The organism is Mycobacterium sp. AZCC_0083, assembly GCF_014202335.1.
GTDB lineage: Bacteria > Actinomycetota > Actinomycetes > Mycobacteriales > Mycobacteriaceae > Mycobacterium.
Map to the genome: position 1 here is coordinate 51,539 of NZ_JACHGP010000006.1, position 24,012 is coordinate 75,550.

24 protein-coding genes are annotated in these 24,012 nt (G+C 67.2%); 12 read left to right on the plus strand and 12 right to left on the minus strand.

All coding sequences use genetic code 11. The annotated features are described in order from the left end of the window. Nucleotides 1-77 precede the first annotated feature (77 nt). Nucleotides 78-1,055, plus strand: a complete 978-nt coding sequence (locus tag HNP02_RS15870) for a pirin family protein (RefSeq protein WP_184440053.1) — start codon at nt 78-80, stop codon at nt 1,053-1,055. Here HNP02_RS15870 and HNP02_RS15875 read toward each other — a convergent pair. Then, nucleotides 1,052-3,205, minus strand: coding sequence for an FUSC family protein (locus tag HNP02_RS15875; protein ID WP_184440055.1), 2,154 nt, complete (start codon nt 3,203-3,205; stop codon nt 1,052-1,054). The two genes, HNP02_RS15870 and HNP02_RS15875, sit on opposite strands and share 4 nt — an antisense overlap. Before the next feature lie 31 nt (nt 3,206-3,236). After that, a complete protein-coding gene (locus HNP02_RS15880) occupies nt 3,237-3,806 on the minus strand; it encodes a TetR/AcrR family transcriptional regulator (protein ID WP_184440057.1) in 570 nt (189 codons plus the stop codon). Between the two features lie 187 nt (nt 3,807-3,993). On the opposite strand from HNP02_RS15880, the gene HNP02_RS15885 reads away from it, so the two are divergent. The 8 genes from HNP02_RS15885 to HNP02_RS15920 all read left to right on the plus strand — a co-directional run bounded on the left by HNP02_RS15885 (nt 3,994) and on the right by HNP02_RS15920 (nt 10,681). Further along, entirely contained in the window at nt 3,994-4,629 is a 636-nt protein-coding gene (locus HNP02_RS15885) for a TetR/AcrR family transcriptional regulator (RefSeq protein WP_184440059.1), read from the plus strand. 193 nt (nt 4,630-4,822) lie between these two features. Next, nucleotides 4,823-5,758, plus strand: coding sequence for a class I SAM-dependent methyltransferase (locus tag HNP02_RS15890; RefSeq protein WP_184440061.1), 936 nt, complete (start codon nt 4,823-4,825; stop codon nt 5,756-5,758). 66 nt (nt 5,759-5,824) lie between these two features. Further along, nucleotides 5,825-7,234: an aldehyde dehydrogenase family protein gene (locus tag HNP02_RS15895; RefSeq protein WP_184440063.1), complete on the plus strand. Its 1,410-nt coding sequence runs from the start codon at nt 5,825-5,827 to the stop codon at nt 7,232-7,234. Between the two features lie 57 nt (nt 7,235-7,291). Beyond that, complete coding sequence (locus HNP02_RS15900; RefSeq protein ID WP_184440065.1) at nt 7,292-8,155, plus strand: SDR family oxidoreductase; 864 nt, start codon at nt 7,292-7,294, stop codon at nt 8,153-8,155. A gap of 6 nt (nt 8,156-8,161) precedes the next feature. Continuing rightward, the gene (locus HNP02_RS15905; RefSeq protein ID WP_184440067.1) at nt 8,162-9,127 is read left to right on the plus strand and encodes an NADPH:quinone oxidoreductase family protein; all 966 of its coding nucleotides are present in this window, start codon (nt 8,162-8,164) and stop codon (nt 9,125-9,127) included. 2 nt (nt 9,128-9,129) lie between these two features. After that, nucleotides 9,130-9,840, plus strand: a complete 711-nt coding sequence (locus HNP02_RS15910; RefSeq protein WP_184440756.1) for a haloacid dehalogenase type II — start codon at nt 9,130-9,132, stop codon at nt 9,838-9,840. After that, nucleotides 9,837-10,319, plus strand: a complete 483-nt coding sequence (locus HNP02_RS15915; protein WP_184440069.1) for a DUF456 domain-containing protein — start codon at nt 9,837-9,839, stop codon at nt 10,317-10,319. Before HNP02_RS15910 ends, HNP02_RS15915 begins: the two co-directional genes overlap by 4 nt. Nucleotides 10,320-10,360: 41 nt before the next feature. Continuing rightward, the gene (locus HNP02_RS15920; protein WP_184440071.1) at nt 10,361-10,681 is read left to right on the plus strand and encodes an EthD family reductase; all 321 of its coding nucleotides are present in this window, start codon (nt 10,361-10,363) and stop codon (nt 10,679-10,681) included. Nucleotides 10,682-10,751: 70 nt separating this feature from the next. Here the strand turns inward: HNP02_RS15920 and HNP02_RS15925 are convergent, their stop codons facing one another. The 3 genes from HNP02_RS15925 to HNP02_RS15935 all read right to left on the minus strand — a co-directional run bounded on the left by HNP02_RS15925 (nt 10,752) and on the right by HNP02_RS15935 (nt 13,171). Then, a complete protein-coding gene (locus tag HNP02_RS15925; RefSeq protein WP_375373677.1) occupies nt 10,752-11,045 on the minus strand; it encodes a hypothetical protein in 294 nt (97 codons plus the stop codon). Between the two features lie 102 nt (nt 11,046-11,147). Continuing rightward, nucleotides 11,148-11,957 carry a tyrosine-protein phosphatase gene (locus HNP02_RS15930; protein WP_184440073.1) on the minus strand — a complete coding sequence of 270 codons (810 nt, stop codon included), beginning with the start codon at nt 11,955-11,957 and terminating at the stop codon, nt 11,148-11,150. Then, nucleotides 11,957-13,171 (minus strand): acyl-CoA dehydrogenase family protein, encoded by a 1,215-nt coding sequence (locus tag HNP02_RS15935; RefSeq protein ID WP_184440758.1) that lies wholly within the window; start codon nt 13,169-13,171, stop codon nt 11,957-11,959. The genes HNP02_RS15930 and HNP02_RS15935 overlap by 1 nt, the downstream gene beginning before the upstream one ends. Before the next feature lie 127 nt (nt 13,172-13,298). On the opposite strand from HNP02_RS15935, the gene HNP02_RS15940 reads away from it, so the two are divergent. Both HNP02_RS15940 and HNP02_RS15945 read left to right on the plus strand, forming a co-directional pair. Continuing rightward, nucleotides 13,299-13,949 carry a response regulator transcription factor gene (locus HNP02_RS15940; protein WP_184440075.1) on the plus strand — a complete coding sequence of 217 codons (651 nt, stop codon included), beginning with the start codon at nt 13,299-13,301 and terminating at the stop codon, nt 13,947-13,949. Nucleotides 13,950-13,951: 2 nt separating this feature from the next. Next, entirely contained in the window at nt 13,952-15,148 is a 1,197-nt protein-coding gene (locus tag HNP02_RS15945; protein ID WP_309241574.1) for an ATP-binding protein, read from the plus strand. A gap of 36 nt (nt 15,149-15,184) precedes the next feature. Here the strand turns inward: HNP02_RS15945 and HNP02_RS15950 are convergent, their stop codons facing one another. Further along, nucleotides 15,185-15,484 (minus strand): DUF4193 domain-containing protein, encoded by a 300-nt coding sequence (locus HNP02_RS15950; RefSeq protein ID WP_184440077.1) that lies wholly within the window; start codon nt 15,482-15,484, stop codon nt 15,185-15,187. 123 nt (nt 15,485-15,607) lie between these two features. Next, nucleotides 15,608-16,174, minus strand: coding sequence for a hemerythrin domain-containing protein (locus HNP02_RS15955; protein WP_184440086.1), 567 nt, complete (start codon nt 16,172-16,174; stop codon nt 15,608-15,610). A gap of 210 nt (nt 16,175-16,384) precedes the next feature. Between HNP02_RS15955 and HNP02_RS15960 the strand changes: the two genes are divergently transcribed. Next, nucleotides 16,385-17,500: a GGDEF domain-containing protein gene (locus tag HNP02_RS15960; RefSeq protein ID WP_184440088.1), complete on the plus strand. Its 1,116-nt coding sequence runs from the start codon at nt 16,385-16,387 to the stop codon at nt 17,498-17,500. 10 nt (nt 17,501-17,510) lie between these two features. Here HNP02_RS15960 and HNP02_RS15965 read toward each other — a convergent pair whose 3' ends face one another. The 5 genes from HNP02_RS15965 to HNP02_RS15985 all read right to left on the minus strand — a co-directional run bounded on the left by HNP02_RS15965 (nt 17,511) and on the right by HNP02_RS15985 (nt 23,974). Next, complete coding sequence (locus HNP02_RS15965; RefSeq protein WP_375373682.1) at nt 17,511-18,725, minus strand: MFS transporter; 1,215 nt, start codon at nt 18,723-18,725, stop codon at nt 17,511-17,513. A gap of 80 nt (nt 18,726-18,805) precedes the next feature. After that, a complete protein-coding gene (locus tag HNP02_RS15970; RefSeq protein ID WP_184440092.1) occupies nt 18,806-19,690 on the minus strand; it encodes a LysR family transcriptional regulator in 885 nt (294 codons plus the stop codon). 32 nt (nt 19,691-19,722) lie between these two features. Continuing rightward, nucleotides 19,723-20,919, minus strand: a complete 1,197-nt coding sequence (locus HNP02_RS15975) for an acyl-CoA dehydrogenase family protein (RefSeq protein WP_184440094.1) — start codon at nt 20,917-20,919, stop codon at nt 19,723-19,725. Between the two features lie 11 nt (nt 20,920-20,930). Then, the gene (gene pntB / locus HNP02_RS15980; protein WP_184440103.1) at nt 20,931-22,388 is read right to left on the minus strand and encodes a Re/Si-specific NAD(P)(+) transhydrogenase subunit beta; all 1,458 of its coding nucleotides are present in this window, start codon (nt 22,386-22,388) and stop codon (nt 20,931-20,933) included. A 41-nt stretch (nt 22,389-22,429) separates the two neighbouring features. Further along, on the minus strand, nt 22,430-23,974 hold the full coding sequence (locus HNP02_RS15985) for a Re/Si-specific NAD(P)(+) transhydrogenase subunit alpha (RefSeq protein ID WP_184440105.1): 1,545 nt from the start codon (nt 23,972-23,974) through the stop codon (nt 22,430-22,432). Between the last annotated feature and the right edge of the window lie 38 nt (nt 23,975-24,012).

A 24,012-nucleotide genomic window follows, 5' to 3' on the forward strand; every position in this document is an offset into this window, starting at 1 on the left:
CCTGCTCGCGGAGGCATGCGGAATTAATCGGACCGTAGTCCGGTTACCTTGGATACGCTACGACCAAGGAGGATCCGATGCCGGCCATCACCGCCGACACGCTCACCCTGCCCCGGGTCTCCGGACCCGCAGCCTCGGACACCGAGCGCCCAGTGCGCTCGATCACCACCGGCCCGCGGGGCTACGAGGGCGAGGGCTTCCCCGTCGTCCGCGCCTTCGCGGGCGTCAGCGCCGCCGACCTCGATCCGTTCGTCCACATGGACCAGATGGGCGAGATCGAGTACCAGCCCGGCGAGCCGCGCGGCACCGATTGGCACCCGCACCGCGGCTTCGAGACCGTCACCTACATGATCGACGGCCGTTTCGCACACCAGGATTCGCATGGCGGCGGTGGCCTCATCACCGACGGCGCCACCCAGTGGATGACGGCCGGCTCGGGCATCCTGCACATCGAGACCCCGCCCGCCGAACTCGTCGAGAGCGGCGGCACCTTCCACGGCATCCAGCTGTGGGTGAACCTGCCCAAGAAGGACAAGTTCGCCGCTCCCAGATACCAGGCCATCGAAGGTGGCGAGGTCAGGCTGTTGTCGTCCGAGGACGGCGGCGCGCTGGTGCGCGTGATCGCAGGCGAGATCGGGGACGGTCAGCCAGGACCTGGTTCGACGTACACGCCCATCACGTTCGCGCACGCAACCATCGAGCCCGGAGCGCGGCTGAACATCCCGTGGAACCGCGACTTCAACGCGCTCGTCTACGTGCTGTCCGGCCGTGGCACGGTCGGGCCCGTCGCGCATCCGATCAAGCAGGGTCAGTTGGCGGTGTTCGGTCCTGGCGACCGAATCTCGGTCAACGCCGCGGACGGCCAGGACTCGAACCGTCCCGCACTGGAAGTGCTGATCCTGGGCGGCAAGCCGATTCGCGAGCCGGTCTTCCACTACGGACCGTTCGTGATGAACTCCAAGGCGGAGTTGGTTCAGGCGATGGAGGACTTCAACGCGGGCAAGTTCGGCGCCATCCCGCCGAACGCGCTGATGCCGCACACCTCAGGCCGCTAGTTGCGGCTGGTGACGGGCCGAACCGGCTCGGGATACAGCAGCTCCAGCTCGCCGAGATTCGCCGCGACGGTGACCAGCGGCAGAGCCGCCGACACCGAAAGGGCGTCGCCACCGGATTCGACGCGCAGCGTCAGCACGAAGTCATCGCTGATTGGTCCGTGCACGACGGTGTCGGTTACCCCTTCGAGGCGCGCGCAGACGGCGTCGGTGTGAGTCTCGAGTACCGTGCGCACCTGAGGGTAGGCGGCAAGGGGCGGCGGTACGACGTCGGCGATCAGCTCGGCCGCCGAGCGCACCCGGATGGCGCGGTTGGCGGCCCTGATCACCGGTGCACGCAGGTCGGTGGAGCCGCCGCTCTCCGAAAGGTATTGGCGCAAGGCGTCATCCAGCGTGCGCGAGGCCGTCAACGCGTCGTACCCGAGTGCGAAGACGCGGTCGTTGGCGGCCTCGGACGCACCCCGCAGGACGCGACACACCGCCGCCCGTAGATACGTCGACCCGACCGCGCAGGCGGCGTCGATCGCCTTCGACACCGTCGCCGACGCACCACGCGGCCACAACAACAGTGAGACGACGACACCGACCGTGGCGCCGACCACCACGTCCTCCACGCGGACCAGTCCCACGCTCCACCCGGTCGGCACGATCACGTTGAAGATGATCAGCACCATCATGGTGAACATCGCCTGCCCCGCGATGAACGACGCCACCTCGGGCACGTACGCCGAACCGAAGGCGACGATCGGCAGCATCGTCCACATCACCACGGGGTCGACGCCCATCAGCTCGATGAACACCGCACCAAGCACGAAGCCGATTCCGGTGCCCGTGACGGCACGCAGGACCCGGGTGCCGGTGGTGAGTGCGCTGCTGCGCAGCACCGACATGGCGCCGAGCACCACCCAGAAGCCGTGCTGGACGGGGAAGACATGGGTGATCGAGACGGCCAGTGCCAGGCCGAGGCCGGTGCGCAGGCTGTTGCGCACCACCACCGCGCGCGTGGCGACGAAACCCGTGGTCAACTGCGTGATCGCCTCGGACTCCGACAGCACCCGGGCGGCCGCGCCGGAGTCGGGGAGTCGGCGGCCGAGCACCCTGGCCCACACCGGCCGGGCATCCGCGTCCGCGGCGATGCCGATGACCCGTCCGGTGGCACTGACGCACGCCGAGATCGTGCGGCGGGTCAACAGCTTTCTGCCGACCTCGATCGCGGTCGCGTCGTTCTCCTCGCCGAGGATCTCGACGATGTCGTCGCGGTAGCGGCTCTGTGCGACCAACCGCAGCACGGCCAGCGCAAGCGCAAGGTCGGAGCGGAGCTCGTCGCGGCCCTCGGCCTTGGGTGTGGTGAGGACGCTCGCCGAGTCGCGGAGCACCCGCACCACGGGTTCGCGCATCTCGGCCAGCAGGTCCGCGGAGGCGTCGGTGATGCGGTCGGAGAGCCACTGCAGGTCGTCGACCACCCGCACCAGTGCGCGGCTGCCCGCGGTCAGCGCGACGGGCCGGAAGTCAGCACCGAGGAAATTGGCCTGCAGTGCCCCCATCGCCGAGGACACGTCATCGGCAGATGCGAGGCCGTCGAGGTGGTCGGCCAACGTTCGGCACACCGCCGCGGCATGCCGGCGCAGATCGTCGTGATGTCGCGGCGGCAGCAGGAACAGCGCGGCGGGCACGGCCAGTGCCAACGCGATGAACCACCCGAGCAGCCGCTCGGGAATCGGTCCTGGCGGGGTGCAGACCGGCAACACGAACGTCAACAGCGTCGACCGTTGCCCGGCGGCGACGATCTCGCTGAGCACGCCCGAGAACGTCACCGCGACGGCGAGCAGAAACATCAAGGTCACGGCCAACCAGGGAATCGGCGCCACCAGCGAACCAAGCGTGATGAGCACGGCGCCGTTGACGGCAAGGCCGCCGTAGGCCACGGCCCGTGCCGCGCGGTTGCCAGGAAAGTCGACCATGACCAGCAGTGACACCGAACCGAAGATGGCGAACATGGGCGTCTGCGAACCGCCGCCGACCGCGAACGCAACGGCCCCGACGATGGGCACCACGATCGCTGCCCGGACTGCGCGGCGCAGCGCGTCCCGCTCCGGATCTCGTTCGTTGATCCGGTCCGCCGCCCGGCGCCACAGGCCAGCCGGGGTCAGCATGCACCGGATGCTACCGGCGGAGCGGGCACCATCAGCCGTTGTCGGTCAGCGTGCCGAACCGTCCCGAATCCAGTGCGTTGAGGAGTTGGTCGGCGATCCAGTGGATGTCGTCGGCATTCCGCGGCGGCAGCGTGGCCTGTTCAAATCCGACGAGAATGTAGAGCGCCCACGACGCGAACACCCGGGCCTGACGTGCGTTCTTCAGGATCTCGAACGCCGATTCGACGAGGAAGTCGAAGCGCTGCCTGTCGACGGCCGCCTGCACCGCGTGCACCTCGGCGTCGATGGCACTCCACACCCGGATCGCGCCCTCCGCACTGTGCGGCAGCGCGAGGCCCTCCTCTATCAGCAAGCCGACGCGACGCCGCGGATCAGGCTCTTCCCGAATGACGTCGATGATGCTGACCGTGCGGTCCTGCCGCCAATGCGCGATGAGTGCGCGTGTATAGGCCGACCAGCTGGTGAAGTAGTGATAGAAGGAGCCGGTCGTGACGCCGAGCCGGTTGCATACCTCGGCGAGTTTCAGGCCGCCATATCCGAGCTCAGACAGTACGTCGAGGCCGGCGTCGAAGTACGACTGCCGGGTTACGACGCTCGCCATGGCGTCACCATAGTTGCCGCGTGTTTCGGTACACCGGTTGTGGGTAATCTTCGGCTCCGGCAAATCGCCGGGCACGATCGGAGTTACAACTGGCCGTCACTGGCGAAGGTTTGCTGAGGGAAATACTTTCCACCCTTCCGCAACCATTCACCTCGGACACACCGGTGGCGTGTGGCACAATTTGACTGTGCCGTATACCGCGACCCGGGGTCCAGGACGTCCGCCTGCAGCTAAGGCGGCGGAGACCCGTGAGCGCATCGTGCGTGCAGCCCGTGAGGTGTTCAGCGAACTCGGCTACGACGCAGCGACATTCCAGGCAATCGCGATACGTGCAGACCTGACGCGGCCTGCAATCAACCATTACTTCGCCAGCAAGCGCGTGCTGTACGGGGAGGTAGTGGACAAGACCAACGAGATGGTGGTCGCCGCAGGAATGGCGAAGGCCGAGGTCGAGACGTCGCTGTTGAAGCGGCTGTCGGCCTTCTTCTCGGCCGCGATGCAGGCCGAATCCCGCGATCGTTCGGCCGCTGCCTTCCTGGTCACCTCGGTATTGGAGTCACAACGGCATCCCGAGCTCAGCCGCGACGAGCACAACTCCCTGAAGACGTCCCGTGCATTCGTGACGTGGGCGGTCTCCGACGCGATCGAGCGTGGTGAGCTCACCACCGAGACCGATGTCGCGACGCTCGTCGAGATGCTGATCGCGGTGATGTGGGGAATGGGCTTCTACGCGGGCTACGTCGGCAGCCACGACGAGCTGACCGTCATCGTGGAGAAGCTCGAGCTGCTTTTGGCGAATAAATTGTGGAAGCTCGCCGAGTAACTCGGCCCGCGAATCCGGTCTGCACGCCGAAACACACGTTTCACAGCGGCTCTCTCGCAAGTTCCTGGGCAGAAGGTTCATCTCGGCGCGGTGACCCGCAGCCGCGTAGCCAAGCTAACTTTTTCGGTAGCATGACGAACGAAACGATCTTCGTTCGCGCGCGGCTGCGCGCCAGACCCGATGGAGCGAAACCATGAGCTCACTGCGCTCGCACGACGACACCTGGGACATCGCGACCAGCGTCGGATCGACCGCGGTGATGGTGGCGGCCTCCCGAGCCGGTGAGACCGACCGCGACGACCCGCTGATCCGCGACCCGTACGCCAAGATTCTGGTGGCCGGGGCGGGCACCGGTATCTGGGAGTTCGTGCTCGACGGCGGCTTCGTGGCCAAGGTCGCCGAGGAGGATCCCGAGGCCGCCGCGATCTTCGAGCACATGGGCAACTACCAGGCCGTGCGCACCCACTTCTTCGACGCGTACTTCGCCGAGGCCGCAGCTGCCGGCATCGGGCAGGTCGTCATCCTGGCGTCGGGGTTGGACTCACGCGCATACCGACTGGATTGGCCGGCCGGCACCGTCGTCTACGAGATCGACCAGCCCAAGGTGCTCGAGTACAAGGCCGCGACGCTCGCCGACCACGCCGTCGAGCCGTCGGCCCAGTTGCGCCAGGTGCCGCAGGACTTGCGGTACGACTGGCCGAAGGCGTTGCGGGAGGCGGGTTTCGACGCATCGGTTCCGACCGCGTGGCTGGCCGAAGGCCTGTTGATGTACCTGCCCGCAGATGCTCAGAACCGGTTGTTCGAGCAGATCACCGAGCTCAGCGCTCCTGGCAGTCGCATCTCCGTGGAGACGGCAGGGGTCACGAGCGCCGGCCGCCGCGCCGAGATGCGGGCACGCTTCGAGCGCATCGCGCAGCGGTTCGGGCTCGAGAGCACGCTGAACATCCAGGAGTTGATGTACGACGATCCGGATCGCGCGGATGTCACCGATTGGCTCAACGAGCACGGCTGGGCGGCGTCCGGCGTGCGTTCGGTCGACGAGATGCGCCGATTGGACCGCTGGGTGCTTCCCGCCGAGGACGTGGATTCCGGCACGTTCTCGACGTTCGTCGTCGCGGAGCGAAACTAGGCCTTCTGGCTGGGCCAACCGGTTGGTTAGGATTGGGACTTCCTCGGGTCAGGAAGGACACCAACCATGACCACAGATTCAGTCGCCCCCGAAGCGGTCGAAGCGGCATCCCCCGACATCGCAAGCATCGTGGCCGGCGTGCGCCGGACCTTCGCTACCGGGCGCACCCGCAGCGTGGAGTGGCGCAAGCAGCAGTTGCAAGGGCTGGAGAAGCTGGTCACCGAGAACGAGGCCGCCATCGCCGACGCGCTCCAGAAGGATCTCGGCCGTAAGCCGTTCGAGGCGTGGTTGGCCGACATCGCCAGCACCGCGAGTGAGGCCCACGACGCCGCCAAGAACGTCGGCAAGTGGACCAAGCGCCAGCACCGGAGGCTCGAGTTCTCCCAGTTGCCCGGGCGCGGCTGGATCGAATACGAGCCATTCGGCACCGTGCTGATCATCGGCGCATGGAACTTTCCGTTCGCATTGACCCTGGGTCCGGCCGTCGGAGCCATCGCCGCAGGAAACGCCGTCGTCCTGAAGCCGTCGGAGGTGTCGCCGGCATCCTCGGCCCTGATGGCGGAGTTGGTGCCGCAGTATCTGGACCGCGATGCGATCGTGGTGATCGAGGGTGACGGCGCGGTCAGCCAGGAGCTCATCGAGCAGGGATTCGACCGGTTGTGCTTCACCGGCGGTACCGAGATCGGGCGCAAGGTCTACCAGGCCGCGGCAGCGCACTTGACCCCGGTCACGCTCGAGTTGGGCGGCAAGAGCCCGGTGATCGTGGCGGCCGACGCCGACATCGACGTCGCCGCCAAGCGGATCGCGTGGACCAAGCTGGTCAACTCTGGCCAGATCTGTATCGCGCCGGACTACGTGATTGCAGACGCCACGATCCGCGACGAACTCGTCGACAAGATCAAGGCCGCCGTCACGACGTTCGAGGCCGGCGATCCTGGTGGCAAGCCAATCGTCAACCAGCGCCACTTCGACCGACTGACCGCGTCACTGTCGGCCACCAAGGGCACCGTCGCGCTCGGCGGCGGCACGGACGCGACGTCAATGAAGATTCAGCCGACCGTCGTCGTCGATCCCGATCCAGGCGAGCCGTTGATGACCGACGAGATCTTTGGGCCCATTCTGCCCATCGTCACCGTCCAATCCCTGGACGAGGCAATCGAATTCGTGAACTCGAGGGACAAGCCGCTGGCGGCCTACCTGTTCACCAAGACCAAGAGCGTCCGGGAGCGAGTGATCAAGGAGGTGTCGGCGGGCGGCATGCTCGTCAACCAGCTGCTGTTCCAGTTCTCCACCGCCAAACTGCCGTTCGGCGGCGTCGGTCCGTCGGGCATGGGCGCCTATCACGGCAGGTTCGGCTTCGAGGAGTTCAGCCACAAGAAATCGGTGCTGACCAAGCCGACCCGACCCGACTTGAGCGCCTTGATCTACCCGCCGTATACAGAGAAGGCGTGGAAGCTGGCGCGCAGGCTCTTCTAGGGCTCGGCACCGGCACGCAACCAAGTCTCGTCACTGAAGACCGAGGAAAGGAAAACTATGCCCGGAGTGCAGGATCGCGTCATCGTCGTCACCGGAGCCGGGGGTGGCCTTGGCCGTGAATACGCCCTGACCCTGGCCCGCGAAGGTGCCAGCGTGGTGGTCAACGACCTCGGTGGATCCCGCGACGGATCGGGTGCCGGACACAACATGGCCGACCAGGTGGTCACGGAGATCAAGGAAGCAGGTGGCCGCGCCGTAGCGAACTACGACAGCGTCGCCGAGCCCGAAGGTGCCGAGAACATCATCAAGACCGCGCTCGACGAGTTCGGCAAGGTCGACGGCGTGGTGAGCAACGCGGGCATCCTGCGCGACGGCACGTTCCACAAGATGACGTTCGAGGCGTGGGACGCCGTGCTCAAGGTGCACCTGTACGGCGGCTACAACGTGATCCGGGCCGCGTGGCCGCACTTCCGCGAGCAGAGCTTCGGCCGCGTCGTCGTCGCCACCTCGACGAGTGGTCTCTTCGGCAACTTCGGCCAGGCCAATTACGGCGCGGCGAAGCTGGGCCTGGTGGGCCTGATCAACACGCTGGCCCAGGAAGGCGCGAAGTACAACATCAAGACCAACGCCGTCGCGCCGATCGCCGCCACCCGCATGACGCAGGACATCCTGCCGCCCGAGGTGTTCGAGAAGCTGACCCCCGAGTACGTCGCACCGGTGGTGGCCTACCTGATGACCGAGGAGTTGCCCGACACCGACTCGATCTTCATCGTCGGTGGCGGCAAGGTGCAACGCACGGCGCTGTTCCAGAACGACGGCGTGACGTTCTCGAGCGTGCCGTCGGTCGACGACGTCGCAGGCAAGTGGGGCGAGATCACCGATCTGTCCGCGGCGCAGTCAGCCAGCTTCAAGCTCGGCTGAGAACCCGTGAAGGCGCTTGTTGCGCAAGAGCTTTCCGGACCTTCGGGACTGGTCTACACCGACGTCGATGAGCCTGCCAGTGATGGCACGGTCGTCGTCGACGTCGGTGTGGCCGGCGTCTCGTTTCCGGACCTGCTGCTGATCAAGGGCGAGTACCAGCTCAAGCTCAACCCCCCGTTCGTGCCGGGGACCGAGGTCGCCGGGGTGGTGCGCTCGGCGCCGGCTGACTCGGGTTTCACCGTGGGACAGCGGGTTACGGGGTTGAGCATGCTCGGGGCGTGGGCCGAGCGCGTGGCACTGTTGCCGGCGAGCGTGCAGCCGACGCCGGATGAGATCGACGACGGTGCGGCGGTGTGCCTGCTCGGCAACTACTACACGATGTACTTCGCCCTGGTGCGGCGTGGTGGGCTGCTCGCCGGTGAGACCGTGCTGGTGCTCGGCTCGGCGGGTGGCGTCGGTACGGCGGCAATTCAGATCGCAAAGGCGTTGGGCGCCAAGGTGATCGCGATGGTGCACCGGCCGGGGGCGACGGAGTTCGTCGAGTCGTTGGGCGCCGACGTCGTGCTGCCGTTGACCGAAGGGTGGGCGCAAGCCGTGCGCGATCACACCGACGGTCGCGGGGTGGACGTCGTGGTCGATCCGGTCGGTGGGGAAGCATTCGACGACGCGATCCGGGTGCTGGCGACCGAGGGTAGGCTGCTGGTGCTGGGGTTCGCGTCCGGTGGTGGCATCCCGTCCGTCAAGGTCAATCGGCTGCTGCTGCGCAACGTCAGCGTGGTTGGCGTCGGGTTGGGTGAGTTCATCAACCGCACGCCCGGCGCGCAGGCAGAGATCGGTGCAGGGCTCGGAGAGCTGGTCGCGGCCGGGCTGCGACCGCCGCCGCCGGTGCGGTATCCGCTGTCGGAGGGTCGGGCGGCGCTGGAGAGCCTGGCCGACAGTGGAATTCGAGGCAAGGTCGTTCTAGAGCCGTGACGATGCCACGGGCGCTGGCCTTCGACGTATTCGGAACGGTCGTCGACTGGCGCGGCAGCATCATCGGTGAACTGGAGATGTTCGGCGAAAACCAGGGGCTGGCCGAGGATTGGGCCACCTTTGCCGATGACTGGCGGTCCGGCTACCCGGCGGCGATGAACCGGGTGCGAACCGGCGAACTTCCGTGGCTGAAGATCGATGCACTACACCATCTGATCCTCGACGACCTGCTCGATCGGGCCGGGATCGACGCCGTCCCGGAAGCCGACGTCGACGAACTCAACCGCGCGTGGCATCGGCTCGATCCGTGGCCCGATTCGGTGGAGGGCCTGACCCGCCTGAAGGAACGATTCATCATCACGACGCTGTCGAACGGGAATGTGTCCCTGCTGACGAACATGGCCAAGCGTGCGGGGCTCCCGTGGGACTGTGTGATATCCGCTGAACTGTTCCACCACTACAAGCCGGATCCGGAGGCCTACCTCGGGTGTGCCGGCCTCCTCGACGTCGCGCCGGGAGAGTTGATGCTCGTCGCCGCCCATCCCGACGACCTGCGCGCGGCGCGGGCGAGCGGTCTGATGACCGGGTACGTGCGGCGGCCGCTCGAACACGGTGAGGGGCGCCCGTTGCCAAAGGTGGACGACGGTGAATTCGATGTCGTTGCCGACGACTTCCTCGATCTTGCGGAGCAGCTCAATGGACTTGGCCCGTGAGCACCGTCGGGATCGTCCTGGTCGCCCTCGCGATCGCCGTCGGGTTGGTCGGCATTCTGGTCCCGCTGCTGCCCGGCACCGTGCTGGTGTTCGGCGCGATCCTGGTGTGGGCGCTCTTCGAACGGACGACGGTCGCGTGGGTGACGCTCGGCATCGTCGCTGCACTGCTGGCCGCCTCGCTGCTGGTGAAGTACCTGTGGCCGATGCGGCGGATGAAGAGCGCCGACGTCGGGACGTTGAGCCTGGTCGCCGGCGCCGTGCTCGGCATCATCGGGTTCTTCGTCGTTCCGGTGCTGGGCCTGGTGATCGGCTTCGTGCTCGGCGTGTACCTCGCCGAGCTGGCGAAGCGACGCGACCAACGGGTCGCGTGGACGTCGACGGTGCACGCCATCAAGGGCGTCGCATTGTCGGTGGGGGTGGAACTCGCGGGTGGGTTGCTCGCGACGGTGGCTTGGGTGGTCGCCGTCGCGTTCTTCTGACCTTCTCGAACACTGTCAACTACTGAAGCGGAGGATCTGCCATGTCTGAAACGAAGATCACGGTCATCTACGACAACCCGACCGATCCGGGCGCGTTCGAAGCGGCTTACGGGGCTGAGCAATTGGAGGCGGCGCGCAGGATTCCTGGCCACATTCGCTTCGAGGCGTCGAAGGTGTGGCCCAAGGAAGACGGCTCGCCGACCCCCGCCTACCGGATGATCGATCTCTACTACCCGGACTACGAAGCCGCCTGTCTTGCGGTCACGACGCCGGAGGCCGGTGCGTTCTTCGAAGCATTGGGCAGGCTGTCCACCGGTGGTGTGCGCGTGCTGATGTCCGACGTCGAGGTGCCGCAGAACTGACGCGGCGCGAAACCGTGGGTCGAAGTGCCCGCCTCGCAGCGAATCCGGTCAGCCTGTTTGCGAAGTGCCATCACCCGCTTGTGGATTCGGTACTCGGTTGACCTCGGCATGTAGAACGGCGCGTAAACGCTCCGACCGATGTCGCCGCCGGGGCGGCTCCGCGACCCCGCCGACGGACCCTGCAGTGCGCCATCTCCCATCGCAACGCGTGGGAGACGGACTTCGCCGGGTTTCCCGCGATGACGAAGCCCTGGTAGGTGAGCCCATCGATCAGGGTCGAGATGGTGAATGTTCCGTGCTGGCCCAGGTACTCGGTGAGCGCGTATCGCAACTCGATGCCGCGCAAGATTCGGGAGTCGTCCATGTCGTGACGATGGCACGCAGGTCCGACACTGGCGCCAATTCGCTGTGAGGCGGGCAGGTCGACGGGCTGCCGGAAACGCGTAGGCCAGAGCGGCGACGCCAATCAAGCCAGCAGGCTGGCCCGCAACCGATCCACCTGCTCGCTGGTCACACCAAGCGCGTCAAGGTAATTCGGGAGCGAGCCGTAATCCTCGTCGATGGTGCGCCGCGCGGTGACGAGGTAGTCCTCCCGCACGCCAAGCACCTCTTCGGTGAGCTGTGCTTCGGCGAACGTGATGATCTCGTCCGTCACGTTCTCACCGGCCCGGTTGCGGATCGACTCGACGATGCGGTCCCGCAGTCGCGGCACCGCCTCGTTGCTGCGGAGGAAGTCGGCCATGATCGCGTCGTCGGGCACGCCTGCAGCCTCGAGCGTGACCGCGACGGTGAACCCGGTCCTGTCCTTGCCCGCGAAGCAATGCGTGATGACGGGCCGCTCATCGGCCAGCATCGAAATAACCTGGCGCACAGCGAGATGCGCACCGGCCAAGGCGGGGAAGCGCCGGTATTCCTCGGTCATGAAGCGGCCCGCTGCGACGGCGACGTCCTCGTCGTCGGGCTTCTCGGTCAGCATCCGCTCGAAGGCGTACTCGTGCGGCGCCTCGGTGCCCGCGGGACTCCGGTTGGAGAGTTCATGGAATGGCAACAGGTGGATTTCGACGCCGTCGGGTACCAGGCCCGATCCACGCTTCTCCACCTCACGTAGCGACCTCAGGTCCGCGACGTCGGTGATGCCGAGCCGCAGCATGGCCTCGCGGCCGCCCTCGTCTAGCCGGCTCAGCTCACTGGACCGATAGAACCGCCCCGGCCGGATCCCGGTCTCCTCCGCGACGTCGCGAAAGTTCCACGCCCCCGACAGATCATCGCCCGCCACTACGGGGTCACCGCCGCTGCGAACGCGGACTTTTCGCGGCCGAGCTCGGCGCGGGCGATGCTGCGCATGTGCACCTCGTCGGGGCCGTCGAACAGTCGCATCGCGCGGTGCCAGCCGTACAGCCGGGCCAGCACGGTGTCGTCGCTGACGCCCGCCGCGCCGTGCACCTGGATGGCCCGGTCGATCACGTTGCACGCCATCTGAGGTGCGACCGCCTTGATCATCGCGACCTCGTTGCGGGCTTCCTTGTTGCCCTTCTCGTCGATCACCCAGGCCGCCTTGTGGCAGAGCAACCTGGCCTGGTCGATCTCGTTGCGGGACTGGGCAACCTGCTGCTGCACCACACCTTGCTCAGCCAACGGCTTGCCGAACGCGATGCGATTGTTCACCCGGTCGACCATCAACGCCAACGCCCGCTCGGCGACCCCGATCGCGCGCATGCAGTGGTGGATGCGGCCTGGCCCGAGCCGGGCCTGCGCGATGGCGAAGCCGCTGCCCTCCTCGTGGAGCAGGTTCGTCACGGGCACCCGCACGTTGTCGAATGACACCTCGCTGTGCCCGTGCTGGTCCTGCCAGCCGAACACCGGAAGCGATCGCTCGATCGATACTCCGGGGGTGTCGACGGGCACCAGGATCATCGACTGCTGCTGATGGCTTGCGGCATCGGGGTTGGTGCGCCCCATCACGATGAGGATCTTGCAGCGCGGGTCGGCAGCACCCGAGATCCACCACTTGCGGCCGTTGATGACGTAGTCGCCACCGTCGCGCACCATGGTGGTCTGGATGTTGCGGGCGTCGCTGGAGGCCACCGCGGGCTCGGTCATCGCGAACGCGCTGCGGATCTCGCCGTTCAGCAACGGCTCGAGCCACTGCTTGCTCTGCTCGTCATTGGCGAACAGGTGCAAGGTCTCCATGTTGCCGGTGTCGGGCGCCGCGCAGTTGGTCGCCTCCGGGGCCAGCTCCATGCTCCAGCCGGTCAGCTCGGCCAGCGGCGCGTACTCCAGATTGGTCAGTCCCGACTCGGACGGCAGGAACAGATTCCACAGCCCCCGCTCCTTGGCCTTGAGCTTCAGCTCCTCGACGACCGGCGGAACGGTGTGGTCGTCGGGTCCCTTCTCGTGCCGGTACGCGTCGTAGGAGGCCTCGGCCGGGAACACGAACTCCGTCATGAAATCGGTGAGTCGTTGGTGGTAGTCCTGCCCCTTGGCCGACATCGCGAAGTCCATGACCGTCACGATATGACACCAGTCAGGTCGGCCGACGGGTGCCGTCGCGCACCGCGTGCCGTGGGGTGTCCCGCAATCGGAGGAACGGGCCGCGGTGTTGTGCCAAGCTGACCGCGTGACCGGGTCGAGCGGCGAGAAGGTGCGCGTAGTGGTGGGTGACGATCACCCGCTCTTCCGCGACGGCGTGGTCCGCGCACTGAGCTCCAGCGGATCGATCGACGTGGTCGCCGAGGCCGACGACGGTCTGACCGCCCTGGAGCTCATCCGTACCCACAAACCACAGGTTGCTCTGCTCGACTACCGGATGCCGGGCCTGGACGGCGCGCAGGTCGCCGCCGCGGTTCGTCGCGACGAGCTGCCGACGCGCGTGCTGCTGATCTCCGCGCACGACGAATCGGCGATCGTCTACAGCGCATTGCAGAACGGCGCCGCCGGTTTCATCCCCAAGGAGTCCAGCCGCGCCGAACTGATCGAGGCGGTGTTGAACTGCGCGAAGGGCCGCGACGTGGTTGCGCCCAGTCTCGCTGCCGGGTTGGTGGGAGAGATCCAGCGTCGCAACGACTCGGACACCCCGACGCTCAGCGCCCGCGAGCGTGAGGTGCTCGGCCTCATCGCGGGCGGCCAGACCATCCCGGCGATGGCTAAGCAGCTGTTTCTCGCGCCGTCCACCGTGAAGACCCACGTGCAGCGGCTCTACGAGAAGCTCGGTGTCGGTGATCGCGGCGCCGCCGTCGCGGAAGCGATGCGTCGCGGGCTACTGGAATAGCGGTGGTTCGCCACTTCCGGCGCATCGTCGACTACTTCGCCGCAGAACCCGTTCGCGTCTCTGCGCTGCTGCGTCTGCCGCTGATTGCGCTGATGGGCTTCCTGGTCTGGTTGTGGGAGGTCGACAGCTGGCTGCCCGGCGTCTACACGGCGATCCTCGGTGCGTACGCGGTGGTCGCCGTGCTGTGGGCGGTGGCCGTGTTCCGCGGCCCTGTGCCTTCCTGGGGCGGCTGGATCTCCACGGGCGTCGACATGCTCGCGGTCGTCTCCCTGTGCGTCGTGTCGGGCGGTGCGACGGCCGCGCTACTGCCCGTGTTCTTCCTGCTGCCGCTTTCCGTCGCGTTCGGCGACCGACCGGTGCTGACCGGCGTTCTCGGCATCAGCACCGCCGCGTGCTATCTCGGGGCATGGATCGTCTACTCGAAACGCGACGATCACGTCGGCCTGCCCGACGTGGTGTACCTGCAGTTCGGGTTTCTGCTGTGGTTGGCGGTCGCCACCACGGCCTTGTGTCTCGTGCTGACTCGGCGTGCGTCGCGGGTGCGGGTCCTGCTCGACGTGCGCCGCAGACTGGTGGCCGAGTCGATGCAGGCCGACGAACGAACCAACCGCGATCTCGCCGAGCACTTGCACGACGGCCCGCTGCAGACTCTGCTGGCCGCGCGGATGGAACTCGACGAGGTGCGTGAACGCATTCCCGACCCGGCTCTCGACATGGTCTACGCGGCGCTCAACGAGACGGCGGCGGGGCTGCGCTCTACGGTGACGGCGCTGCACCCGCAGGTGCTCGCCCAGCTCGGGCTCGCGCCGGGGGTGCGGGAACTTCTGCGTCAGTCCGAGACGCGTGGCGACTTCATCATCGAGGCCGACCTCGAAGACGTCGGCAGGCCGGCCTCGCAGGCATTGCTCTACCGCGCGGCGCGCGAACTGCTCGCGAACGTCAACAAGCACGCGGGCGCGACCGAGGTCACCGTCCGGCTGTACCGCGCCGGGGACCGCATCGTGCTGACCGTCGCCGACGACGGAGCCGGCTTCGAGCCCTCGATCGTCGAGCAGCGCGTCGCAGAGGGGCACATCGGGCTGGCATCACTTCAGGCGAGGTTCGACTCGATGGGCGGTGCGATGGCCATCGAATCGACGATCGGTCAGGGGACGTTGGTGACCGTTACGTCGCCGCCCGAACAGGCTGCGTCGACGTAACGCGCACACCTGGCGAGCGATGGCGGCGGTGCGGGCTCAGGCGCAGTCGGCGCAGATGAACTCGCCACCCGCATGGACTGCCAGCCGGTTCCGGTGGTGCACCAGGAAACAAGACGAGCAGGTGAACTCGTCGGGTTGCTTGGGAAGCACTCGAACGGTCAGTTCCTCACCGGAAAGATCCGCGCCAGGGAGCTCGAATGCGTCGAACTCATCGCCGTCGTCGACGTCGAGCACGGCAACCGCCACGTCGTTGCGCCGGCCCGCCAGCGCCTCGATGGATTCGTCGGCGACATCGTCGGATTCGGTCTTGCGGGGTGCGTCGTAGTCCGTTGTCATCGGCGTCCCTTCCGGTCTTGGAGTGACGTACCGACAACGCCGTCCGGTGGGCGCAATGTTCCCTGGCGATCAGCTGAGTCGAAACGCGCGCCAAATCTCCTGCAGGCGTACGCAGGACTCGACTTAGGCTGCGTTGCCTCGCAAGGCGTCGCGTGCACGGTCTAGCAGCGAGGCGAACGGCCCGACGGCGAAGTTGACGAACGCCGACTCGACGCCCGCATGGGGGTGGGTGGGTGCGATCCGCTCGGCAACCTGGACGGCAGTCGTCAGCTTGCGGAGTTCCTCGTCGTCGAGTTGCTCCTCGAGCAACGTGAACTCCTCGGCCTCTTCCCGTTTCGCGTGATCCAGCACCGCGGCTTGGAGGTGGACCAACTCCTTGGAGAAGTCGGCAGTACCGCATGGGATCTTCTCGAGTGCACCCAACGCGAGCTTGGCGTCGTGTTCTTCGGTCAGGCGGGCGTCGACGATCTCGGCCCCGCCGACGACCTTGCGACGCACACGTGGGTGGACCATCATCTCCTCCGCCGTTTCGTGCACGGCGAGGAGCGTCCGCAGCCGCGTAAAGGCCGCCCGTTGGGTGTCGGCGTCCGTTGCGTCAAGGGTTTCGGTGAACAGTGCCTTGATGGCTTCGTGTTGGTCCTTCAAGTAGGTGACCACGTCGTTTGAATTGGTGATGGGCTTCCGGGCCACGGCAGTTGCCTTCCGAGAGGATCGAATGAGTGAAGGCGCGAGGGCTGCACGCCGAACTGCTGAGAACTACCCGCGCAGGCGCGGCAGAAAACCTGATCGCAGGCGCAGGGCTTACCCAAGGTGCCTCTACGTTGATAGGTTCGGATCGGGTTCGGGTGACGAGGGGACGGTGATGTGTCGATTGCACGTGTGCCGCCCTGGGGAGCCGTCGTGACGAACGAGCGGTGGAAGCCGCGGCAGGACCACTACTACTGGTTGACGGCCATCCTCGCGGCGCGGGGTCTGCAGGCAAGTACGTGCCGCGTCGTCGCGGGCGTCATCGCCACCCTCGGCCTTGTCCCGATGATCTCGCTGATCAGCCCACTCGGTCCGAAGGGCCTCGTCGGCCAGGCGCTCGCCGTGCTCATTACGGCGTGCTGTGTGGTGATGGCGCTGCGCTGGTTGCGCCACCGTTGGCCCTCCAGGATCGAGTCGGCGGCGTGCGTCGTGGTGGGCACGGTCTGCATCGCCACCGCCTGCCTCATCCCGACCAGTCCGGTCGCGGGTCTGCTCGGCGCCTCCTCGTTCGCCGTGCTCTCCGCCTACATCGCGTGCTTCCACGGCTTGCGCCTGCTGGCGTTCACGTGGGCGGTCGCGATCGCGACGTTGACCGTCCTCGCGATCCGGCTCGCGCCCCTGGACACGGCGCTGGCGATCGTCAGTGTCTGCCTGGTGGCGCTGGTCAACGTCTTCGCGGCCGCCGTGTGCCGAGCCGGGATTCGGCTGATCGGCGGGGACGTGGAGACCAGTCAGCTCGAGCCTTTGACGGGGCTGCTGGACCGCGACGCCTTCTACGAGCGGACCGCCACGCTGCTGGCCGCCCGCCACCGCGACGATGACCGATACCTGGTCCTCATCATCGTCAACATCGACGGTTTCTCCCTCATTACTGGCATGTCGGGTGAACGGGGCGGCAATCTAGCAAGGGTCACGGTCGGTAGCGCGCTGCGCAGCTGCGTCCGCCACAACGCCGTCATTGCCCATGTCTCCGAAGACGACTTCGTCATCGCCGACACGTTCACCACGCCCGACGCGTCACCGCTCGTCGATCGACTCCGCTCCGCGGTGACCAACACCCCGTCGCGGCTGACCACCAGCGTCGGAGTGGTCTGTACGCCCCTGCGCCCGCTGATGCATCTGCCACCCGATGACGTCGTCGACGAAGTCTTGACGATCGCGACGACGGCGATGTTCGAGGCGCGCAAGGCAGGCGGCAACCGTGCCCGCTTCGTCGTCAACCCCGCCTTGAGCGTGCTCGCCAACCCCGACTCCAGCGGTCGCGAATAGCGATCCGCCTTCAGTCGCGGCGCAACAGCGCCAGCGCCATGGCGGCGGCGACGCCGGCAAGGGCGACGATGGTGAGAGTGACCGCCGTCCAGCCTGCGGCATCGAACACGACGCCCCCGAACCACCCGATGACGCTCGACCCGCCGTAAAAGAAGAGGGTGTACAGCGACGCCGCCTGGGCCTTGCCGACGGTGGCTTCGCGGCCGGTCCAACCAGACGCGATCGCGTGCGCGCCGAAGAAGCCCGCCGTGCCGATGACCAGACCCGCGAGAACCGCGAACAGGTTGTCGCTCAAGGTGATCGTCGCGCCGACGATCATCGTGGCGATCGACACCAGCAGCACGCGTTTGCGGCCGAACCGGCTGGCCTCCGCTCCTGCCCGCGACGACGCCCACGTGCCTGCCAGGTAGGCCAGGAACACCAGGCTCACCAACGTCTGGGGAAGGTGGAACGGCGCGGCCATCAGCCGGAAGCCGAGGAAGTTGTACAGAGCGACGAACCCACCCGTGAGGAGGAAGGCCAGGGCGAAGAGAGTGAGCTGGCGCGGGGACCGCAGGTTGGCGGTCAACCTGTGGAGCACGCCGCCGGCGCCGTGTGAGCGCTCGCGCGACGGGTCGTATCCGCGGGGCCGGGGTGCGAGCCGTACGAAGCCCAGCGCTCCTGCCCCGCACAGGGCCGCCACGCTGAGCACCCCGATCCGCCAACCGGCGACCTCCCCGATCGGGCCTGCGACGAGCCGTCCCAACAGTCCGCCGACGGTGGTGCCCGCGACGTACATCCCCGCTGCGCGCGCCGCGTGGTCGGGGTGGATCTCCTCGGAGAGGTAGGCGATCGCGATCGCCGGTACGCCGCCGATCAGCAGACCCTCGATGAACCGGCCGGCCAACAGCAGCTCGTAATCGGGAGCGAACGGAACGACGAGGCCGAGGATGGTCGCCGCGGTGACCGACACCGACATCGCCCGCACCCGGCCGATCCGGTCGGCGATCATCGACCACGGGATGACGCCCACTGCGAGGCCTGCCGTGGCGGCCGAAACCATCAGCGCCGCGTCGGCCGCACCGGTGTTCAGGTCGGCGGCGATCAGCGGCAGCACCGACTGCGGCGAGTACAGCTGGGCGAACGTGGCAACCCCTGCGCAGAACAGTGCCGCCAGCAGCCGTCGATACTCCGTCGAGCCCCGCTGGTGTCCGGCCCACGCGTCGGAGAGGTGCGGAGCATTGATGGTCACCGACCGAGTGTCGAGTCGTGCCCCACATATGTCCAATGCATGAAGTCACGTGACTTCATGTGTTGAACGCATGATCAGGTCATCTGGCCGTGGTTCTTCACGAACTCGACGAACCGTGCCACCGCTGCCGGCATCTCGCGCCCGGCGGCCAGTGCCAACCCGACCTGCCGTTTGGCACCCGCGTCGGAGAGTGGCAGGTACGCGAGCATCGGATCAGCGCGCTCGGCACGCGGTACGGGCACGACGGCAACCCCGAAACCCGCCGCGACCAGGCCCTCCATCGTGGGAATCTCGGAGGCCTCGAACGCCTCCTTCGGCTGGATTCCTGCGGCCGCGCACAGGTCGTCGGTGAGCGTCCGCAGGCCGGACCCGACGCGGAGCACGATGAAGGGTTCGCCGGCGACCTCCACGAGACGCAATCGGGAACGGTTGGCCAGCGGATGTCCGCGCGGTACCGCGACGCACAGTCGTTCGGAGTACAGCCCGTGCCACACGTATCCCCGGCCGGCGGGACGCGGGGAGGTGATGGCCAGGTCCGCGTGACCCTCCGACACTCGATTCACTAGTGCGTCCGCAGCGCCCTGATAGAGATCGAAGTGGACCTGCGGCGCGTGTAATCGAAACCGCCGCAACAGATCCGGAACGAGCCAGGTGGCCAACGAGTGCAGGAAGGCCAGTCGGACCGTCCCGGTGTCGGGATCGCGCAGCGCGGCTATTCGCTCGTTCGCCGACCGCATCTCGCCGGTGGCGCGACGGGCGTGTTCGGCCACGATGGCACCGTAGGCATTCAACCGCAGCCGACGGTTCACCCGATCGAAGAGGGGGACGCCGACCTCGGCCTCCAGGCGGGCGAGGGCGCGTGACAGGGTCGGCTGCGGAATGCCCAACTCGGCGGCCGCATCGGTGACGTGTTCGACCTCGGCCAGCACGACGAACCAGTGCAGTTCGTCGAGGTGCATGCCGGCGAGCATATCGCCGACATGCACCGATCTCAGGTGGTCAGGCCGCGGGCGATGACGAGACGCTGAATCTGGTTGGTGCCCTCGAAGATCTGCGTGATCTTGGCTTCCCGCATGTAGCGCTCGACGCGGTAGTCCCGCGTGTAGCCGGCCCCGCCGAACACCTGCACCGCGTCGGTGGTCACCTTCATCGCGGCGTCGGTGGCCACCAGCTTGGCCACGCTGGCCTCCGTCGAGTACGGCATGCCCAGGTCACGTCTGCGCGCGGCGTCGAGATAGGTGGCCCTGGCGCTGACGACGGCTGCGGCCATGTCGGCCAGCAGAAAGCCAAGGCCCTGGTGGTCGATGATCTTGCGACCGAACGTGGTTCGCTCGTTGGCGTATCGCTGTGCCTCGTCGAGTGCGGCCTGCGCGATACCGGTGGCGACCGCGGCGATGCCAAGCCGGCCCGAGTCGAGCGCACTGAACGCGATCTGCAGCCCCTGGCCCTCGGCGCCGATGCGGCGGTCGGCGTCAAGGCGGGCGTTGTCGTAGAACGCCGACGTGGTCGGGACGGCCGAGAGACCCATCTTCTCCTCGGGCTTGCCGAACGTCAGCCCGTCCAAGTCACCGGGCACCAGGAAGCAGGAGATGGCTCCACGACCTCCCCGGTCGCTGCGCTGGAGCCGCGCTTGCGTGGACTGCCCTGCGGAACCGGCCCCATCACCCGTCCGCGCGAACAGCGTGTAGAAGTCCGCAACGCCGCCGTGGGTGATCCACGACTTCGACCCGTTGACGACGTAGCCGTCACCGTCCGCGGTGGCCGTACACCGCAGTGCCGCGGCATCGGAACCGGCCTGCGGTTCGGACAGGCTGTACGCGCCGATCTGCTCGCCAGACAGCATTCCTGGCAACCAACGCTGCTTCTGCTCGTCGGTGCCGAAGGTCAGCAGTGGGTGCGATGACAGGCTGTGCACGCTGACCGCGACGGCGACCGCGGCCCAGCGGGCAGCGATCTCCTCGAGCGCCTGCAGGTACACCTCGAACGGCTGGCCTGCGCCACCCCACTCCTCGGGCTGCGACAGGCTCAACAACCCGGCGGCACCCAGTTGGGCGAACACCCCGTCGGGGTAGGTCTCCGATTTCTCGTGTGAGTCGACGATCGGGTCGAGCAGCTTGTCGGCGACGTCACGGGTGAGCGCGATCAGGTCGCGGGCGTCGTCAGAGGGCAGGAGGCGGTCAACCGGCATGGTTGGACATCCTAGTTTCCGGCGTGGGCCGCCTCTGACAGCGCAGCGTTGATCGCGTCCACCCGGTCCTTGGCGTCACCGAACAGCATCTGGGTGTTCTCCCGGAAGAACAGCGGGTTCTGCACGCCTGCGTAGCCCGAGGCCATGGAGCGCTTGAAGACGATGACGTTGTCGGCGTTCCACACCGTGAGCACCGGCATGCCTGCGATGGGGCTGCTCGGATCCTCCGACGCCGCCGGGTTGACGGTGTCGTTGGCGCCGATGACAAGGACGACCGAGGTGTTGTCGAAGTCGTCGTTGATCTCGTCCATCTCCAGCACGATGTCGTAGGGCACCTTGGCCTCTGCCAGCAGCACGTTCATGTGACCGGGCAGCCGGCCCGCGACGGGATGGATGCCGAACCGGACGTCGACTCCGCGCGCGCGCAGCTTGCGGGTCAGGTCGGCGACGCCGTACTGAGCCTGTGCCACCGCCATGCCGTAACCGGGGGTGATGATCACCGAACTGGCCGACTCCAGCAGTTCGGCGGCGCCCTCCGCGGTGATCTCGCGGTGCTCGCCGTAGTCCTTGTCGTCCGCCGGGCCCGCCTCGATGCCGAAACCGCCGGCGATGACCGAGATGAAGGACCGGTTCATCGCCTTGCACATGATGTAGGACAGGTAGGCACCGGAGGAGCCGACGAGCGCGCCGGTCACGATGAGCAGGTCGTTGGACAGCAGGAAGCCCGACGCCGCAGCGGCCCAGCCCGAGTAGCTGTTGAGCATCGACACCACGACGGGCATGTCGCCGCCGCCGATCGAGGCGACCAGATGCCATCCGAGCAGAAGGGCCAGCGCGGTGACGGCGATCAGGAGCCACAGCTGCGGAGAGATGACGAACCACACCGTGAGCGCGATGAACACGACAAGCGCGCCGACGTTGAGGAAGTTCTTGCCCGGCAGCATCAGCGGCGTTGACTTGATCCGCGCCGAGAGCTTGAGGTTGGCCACGATCGACCCGGTGAACGTCACGGCGCCGATGAACACGCCGATGAAGACCTCGGCGGAGTGGATGCCGAGCAGGCCCTGGCCGTCCAGGACGGCGGCCTCGGAGCCGGCTGTGTATTTGAGGGGGTCACCCTCGACGTGCAGGTAGCCGTTCCAACCCACCAGTACCGCCGCAAGGCCGACGAACGAGTGCAGCAGCGCGATCAGTTCGGGCATGCCGGTCATCTCGACGACGCGGGCGCGCCACAGCCCGATCGCCGCGCCGATCGCCATCGCGCCGGCCAGCAGGCCCACACCAAGCGGCTCGATGTGGCGGGCCAGCGCCAGCGCGATGGTGGCGATCAGCGCCACCGCCATGCCTGCCATGCCGAAGGTGTTGCCTTGCCGCGATGTCTCGTGCTTGGACAACCCGGCCAGGGCCAGGATGAACAGCAGGGCCGCGACGACGTAGGCCGCGGTGGCGGTGGTCTCTAGGGTGAACATGCAATCCGTCCGATTGAGGGAGTCAGGGGGCGGGAGCGTGGTCAGCTGCGCGAGAACATCGCGAGCATGCGGCGCGTCACGGCGAAGCCACCGAAGACGTTGATGCTGGCGAGCAGGGTCGCGACGGTGGCCAGCCCGGTGACAATCGCGTCGCCATGTCCGATCTGCAGTAGCGCGCCGACGACGATGATGCCGGAGATCGCGTTGGTCACCGACATCAGCGGGGTGTGCAACGCGTGGTGCACGTGCCCGATCACGTAGTAGCCGATCACGATCGCCAGGGCGAAGACCGTCAGGTGGATCTGCAGTGCGGCCGGGGACAGCGCGATGAGAACGAACAGCACGGCGGCGGCGGCGAACGTGATGCCCAGTCTGCGTTGCGGTGACATCGGCTGTTTGGCCGGCTTCGGCTCGACGGGAGCAGCGACGGCGGCAGCCGGTGCCGCAGACACCTGTACGGCAGGCGGCGGCCAGGTGGTCTCGCCGTCGCGTACGACGGTCACCGAGCGCTGGACGACGTCGTCCCAGTCCAGGGTGAGCTGGCCGTCCTTATCCGGGGTGAGCAGCTTGAGCAGGTTCACCAGGTTGGTGCCGTAGAGCTGTGAAGCAGTGGCGGGCAGTCGTCCGGCCAGATCGGTGTAGCCGATGATCGTCACACCGTTGTCGGTGACGATCGCCTGGTCCTTGACGGTGCCCTCGACGTTGCCGCCGTTGGCCGCGGCCATGTCCACGATGACGCTGCCCGACTTCATCGAGGCGACCATCTCCGCGGTGATGATGCGGGGCGCAGGCCGGCCGGGGATCAGCGCGGTGGTGATGATGATGTCGACGTCTTTCGCCTGCTCGGCGTACAGCGCCGCCTCGCGGGCCTTGTAGTCGTCGCCCATTTCCTTGGCGTAGCCGGTGGCCGACACCTCGGCCTTTTCTGCGGCCCCAGCGGGATCGACGTACAGGTACTCGCCGCCGAGGGACTTGACCTGGTCGGCGACCTCGGGCCGCGGGTCGGTGGCCAGCACGATGGCGCCCATGCTGCCTGCAGCTCCGATGGCGGCCAGTCCGGCCACCCCCGCGCCGACGACCAGCACCTTGGCAGGCGGCACCTTGCCCGCCGCGGTGACCTGTCCGGTGAAGAACCGGCCGAAGGCGTGGGCGGACTCGACGACGGCGCGGTACCCGGCGATGTTGGCCATCGACGACAGAACGTCCAGCGACTGCGCCCGCGAGATGCGTGGAACGGCGTCCATCGCCATCACCGTGATCGGGCGGGTGGACAGCTTCTCGACCAGTTCCGGGTTGAGCGCAGGCGAGATCAGGCTGACCAGGGTGGCCTTGTCCTTCAATGCGGCGATCTCGACGTCGGAGGGAGCGTTGACCTTGAGCACGACGTCGGCCGACAGTGCCTCTCCGGATTCACCGATACTGGCGCCTGCCTCGACGTAGGCGGTATCGGTGAAGCTGGAGGCATCGCCTGCACCGGACTCGACGACGACGGAGTAGCCCAATTTGATGAGTTGTCCGACGGTCTGCGGCGTGGCGGCGACACGCGTCTCACCCGCGTGAGACTCCCGCGGTATCCCGATGATCATCGGAAGAGTCTCCCATTTGCGCGCCGAGCACGCGCGTC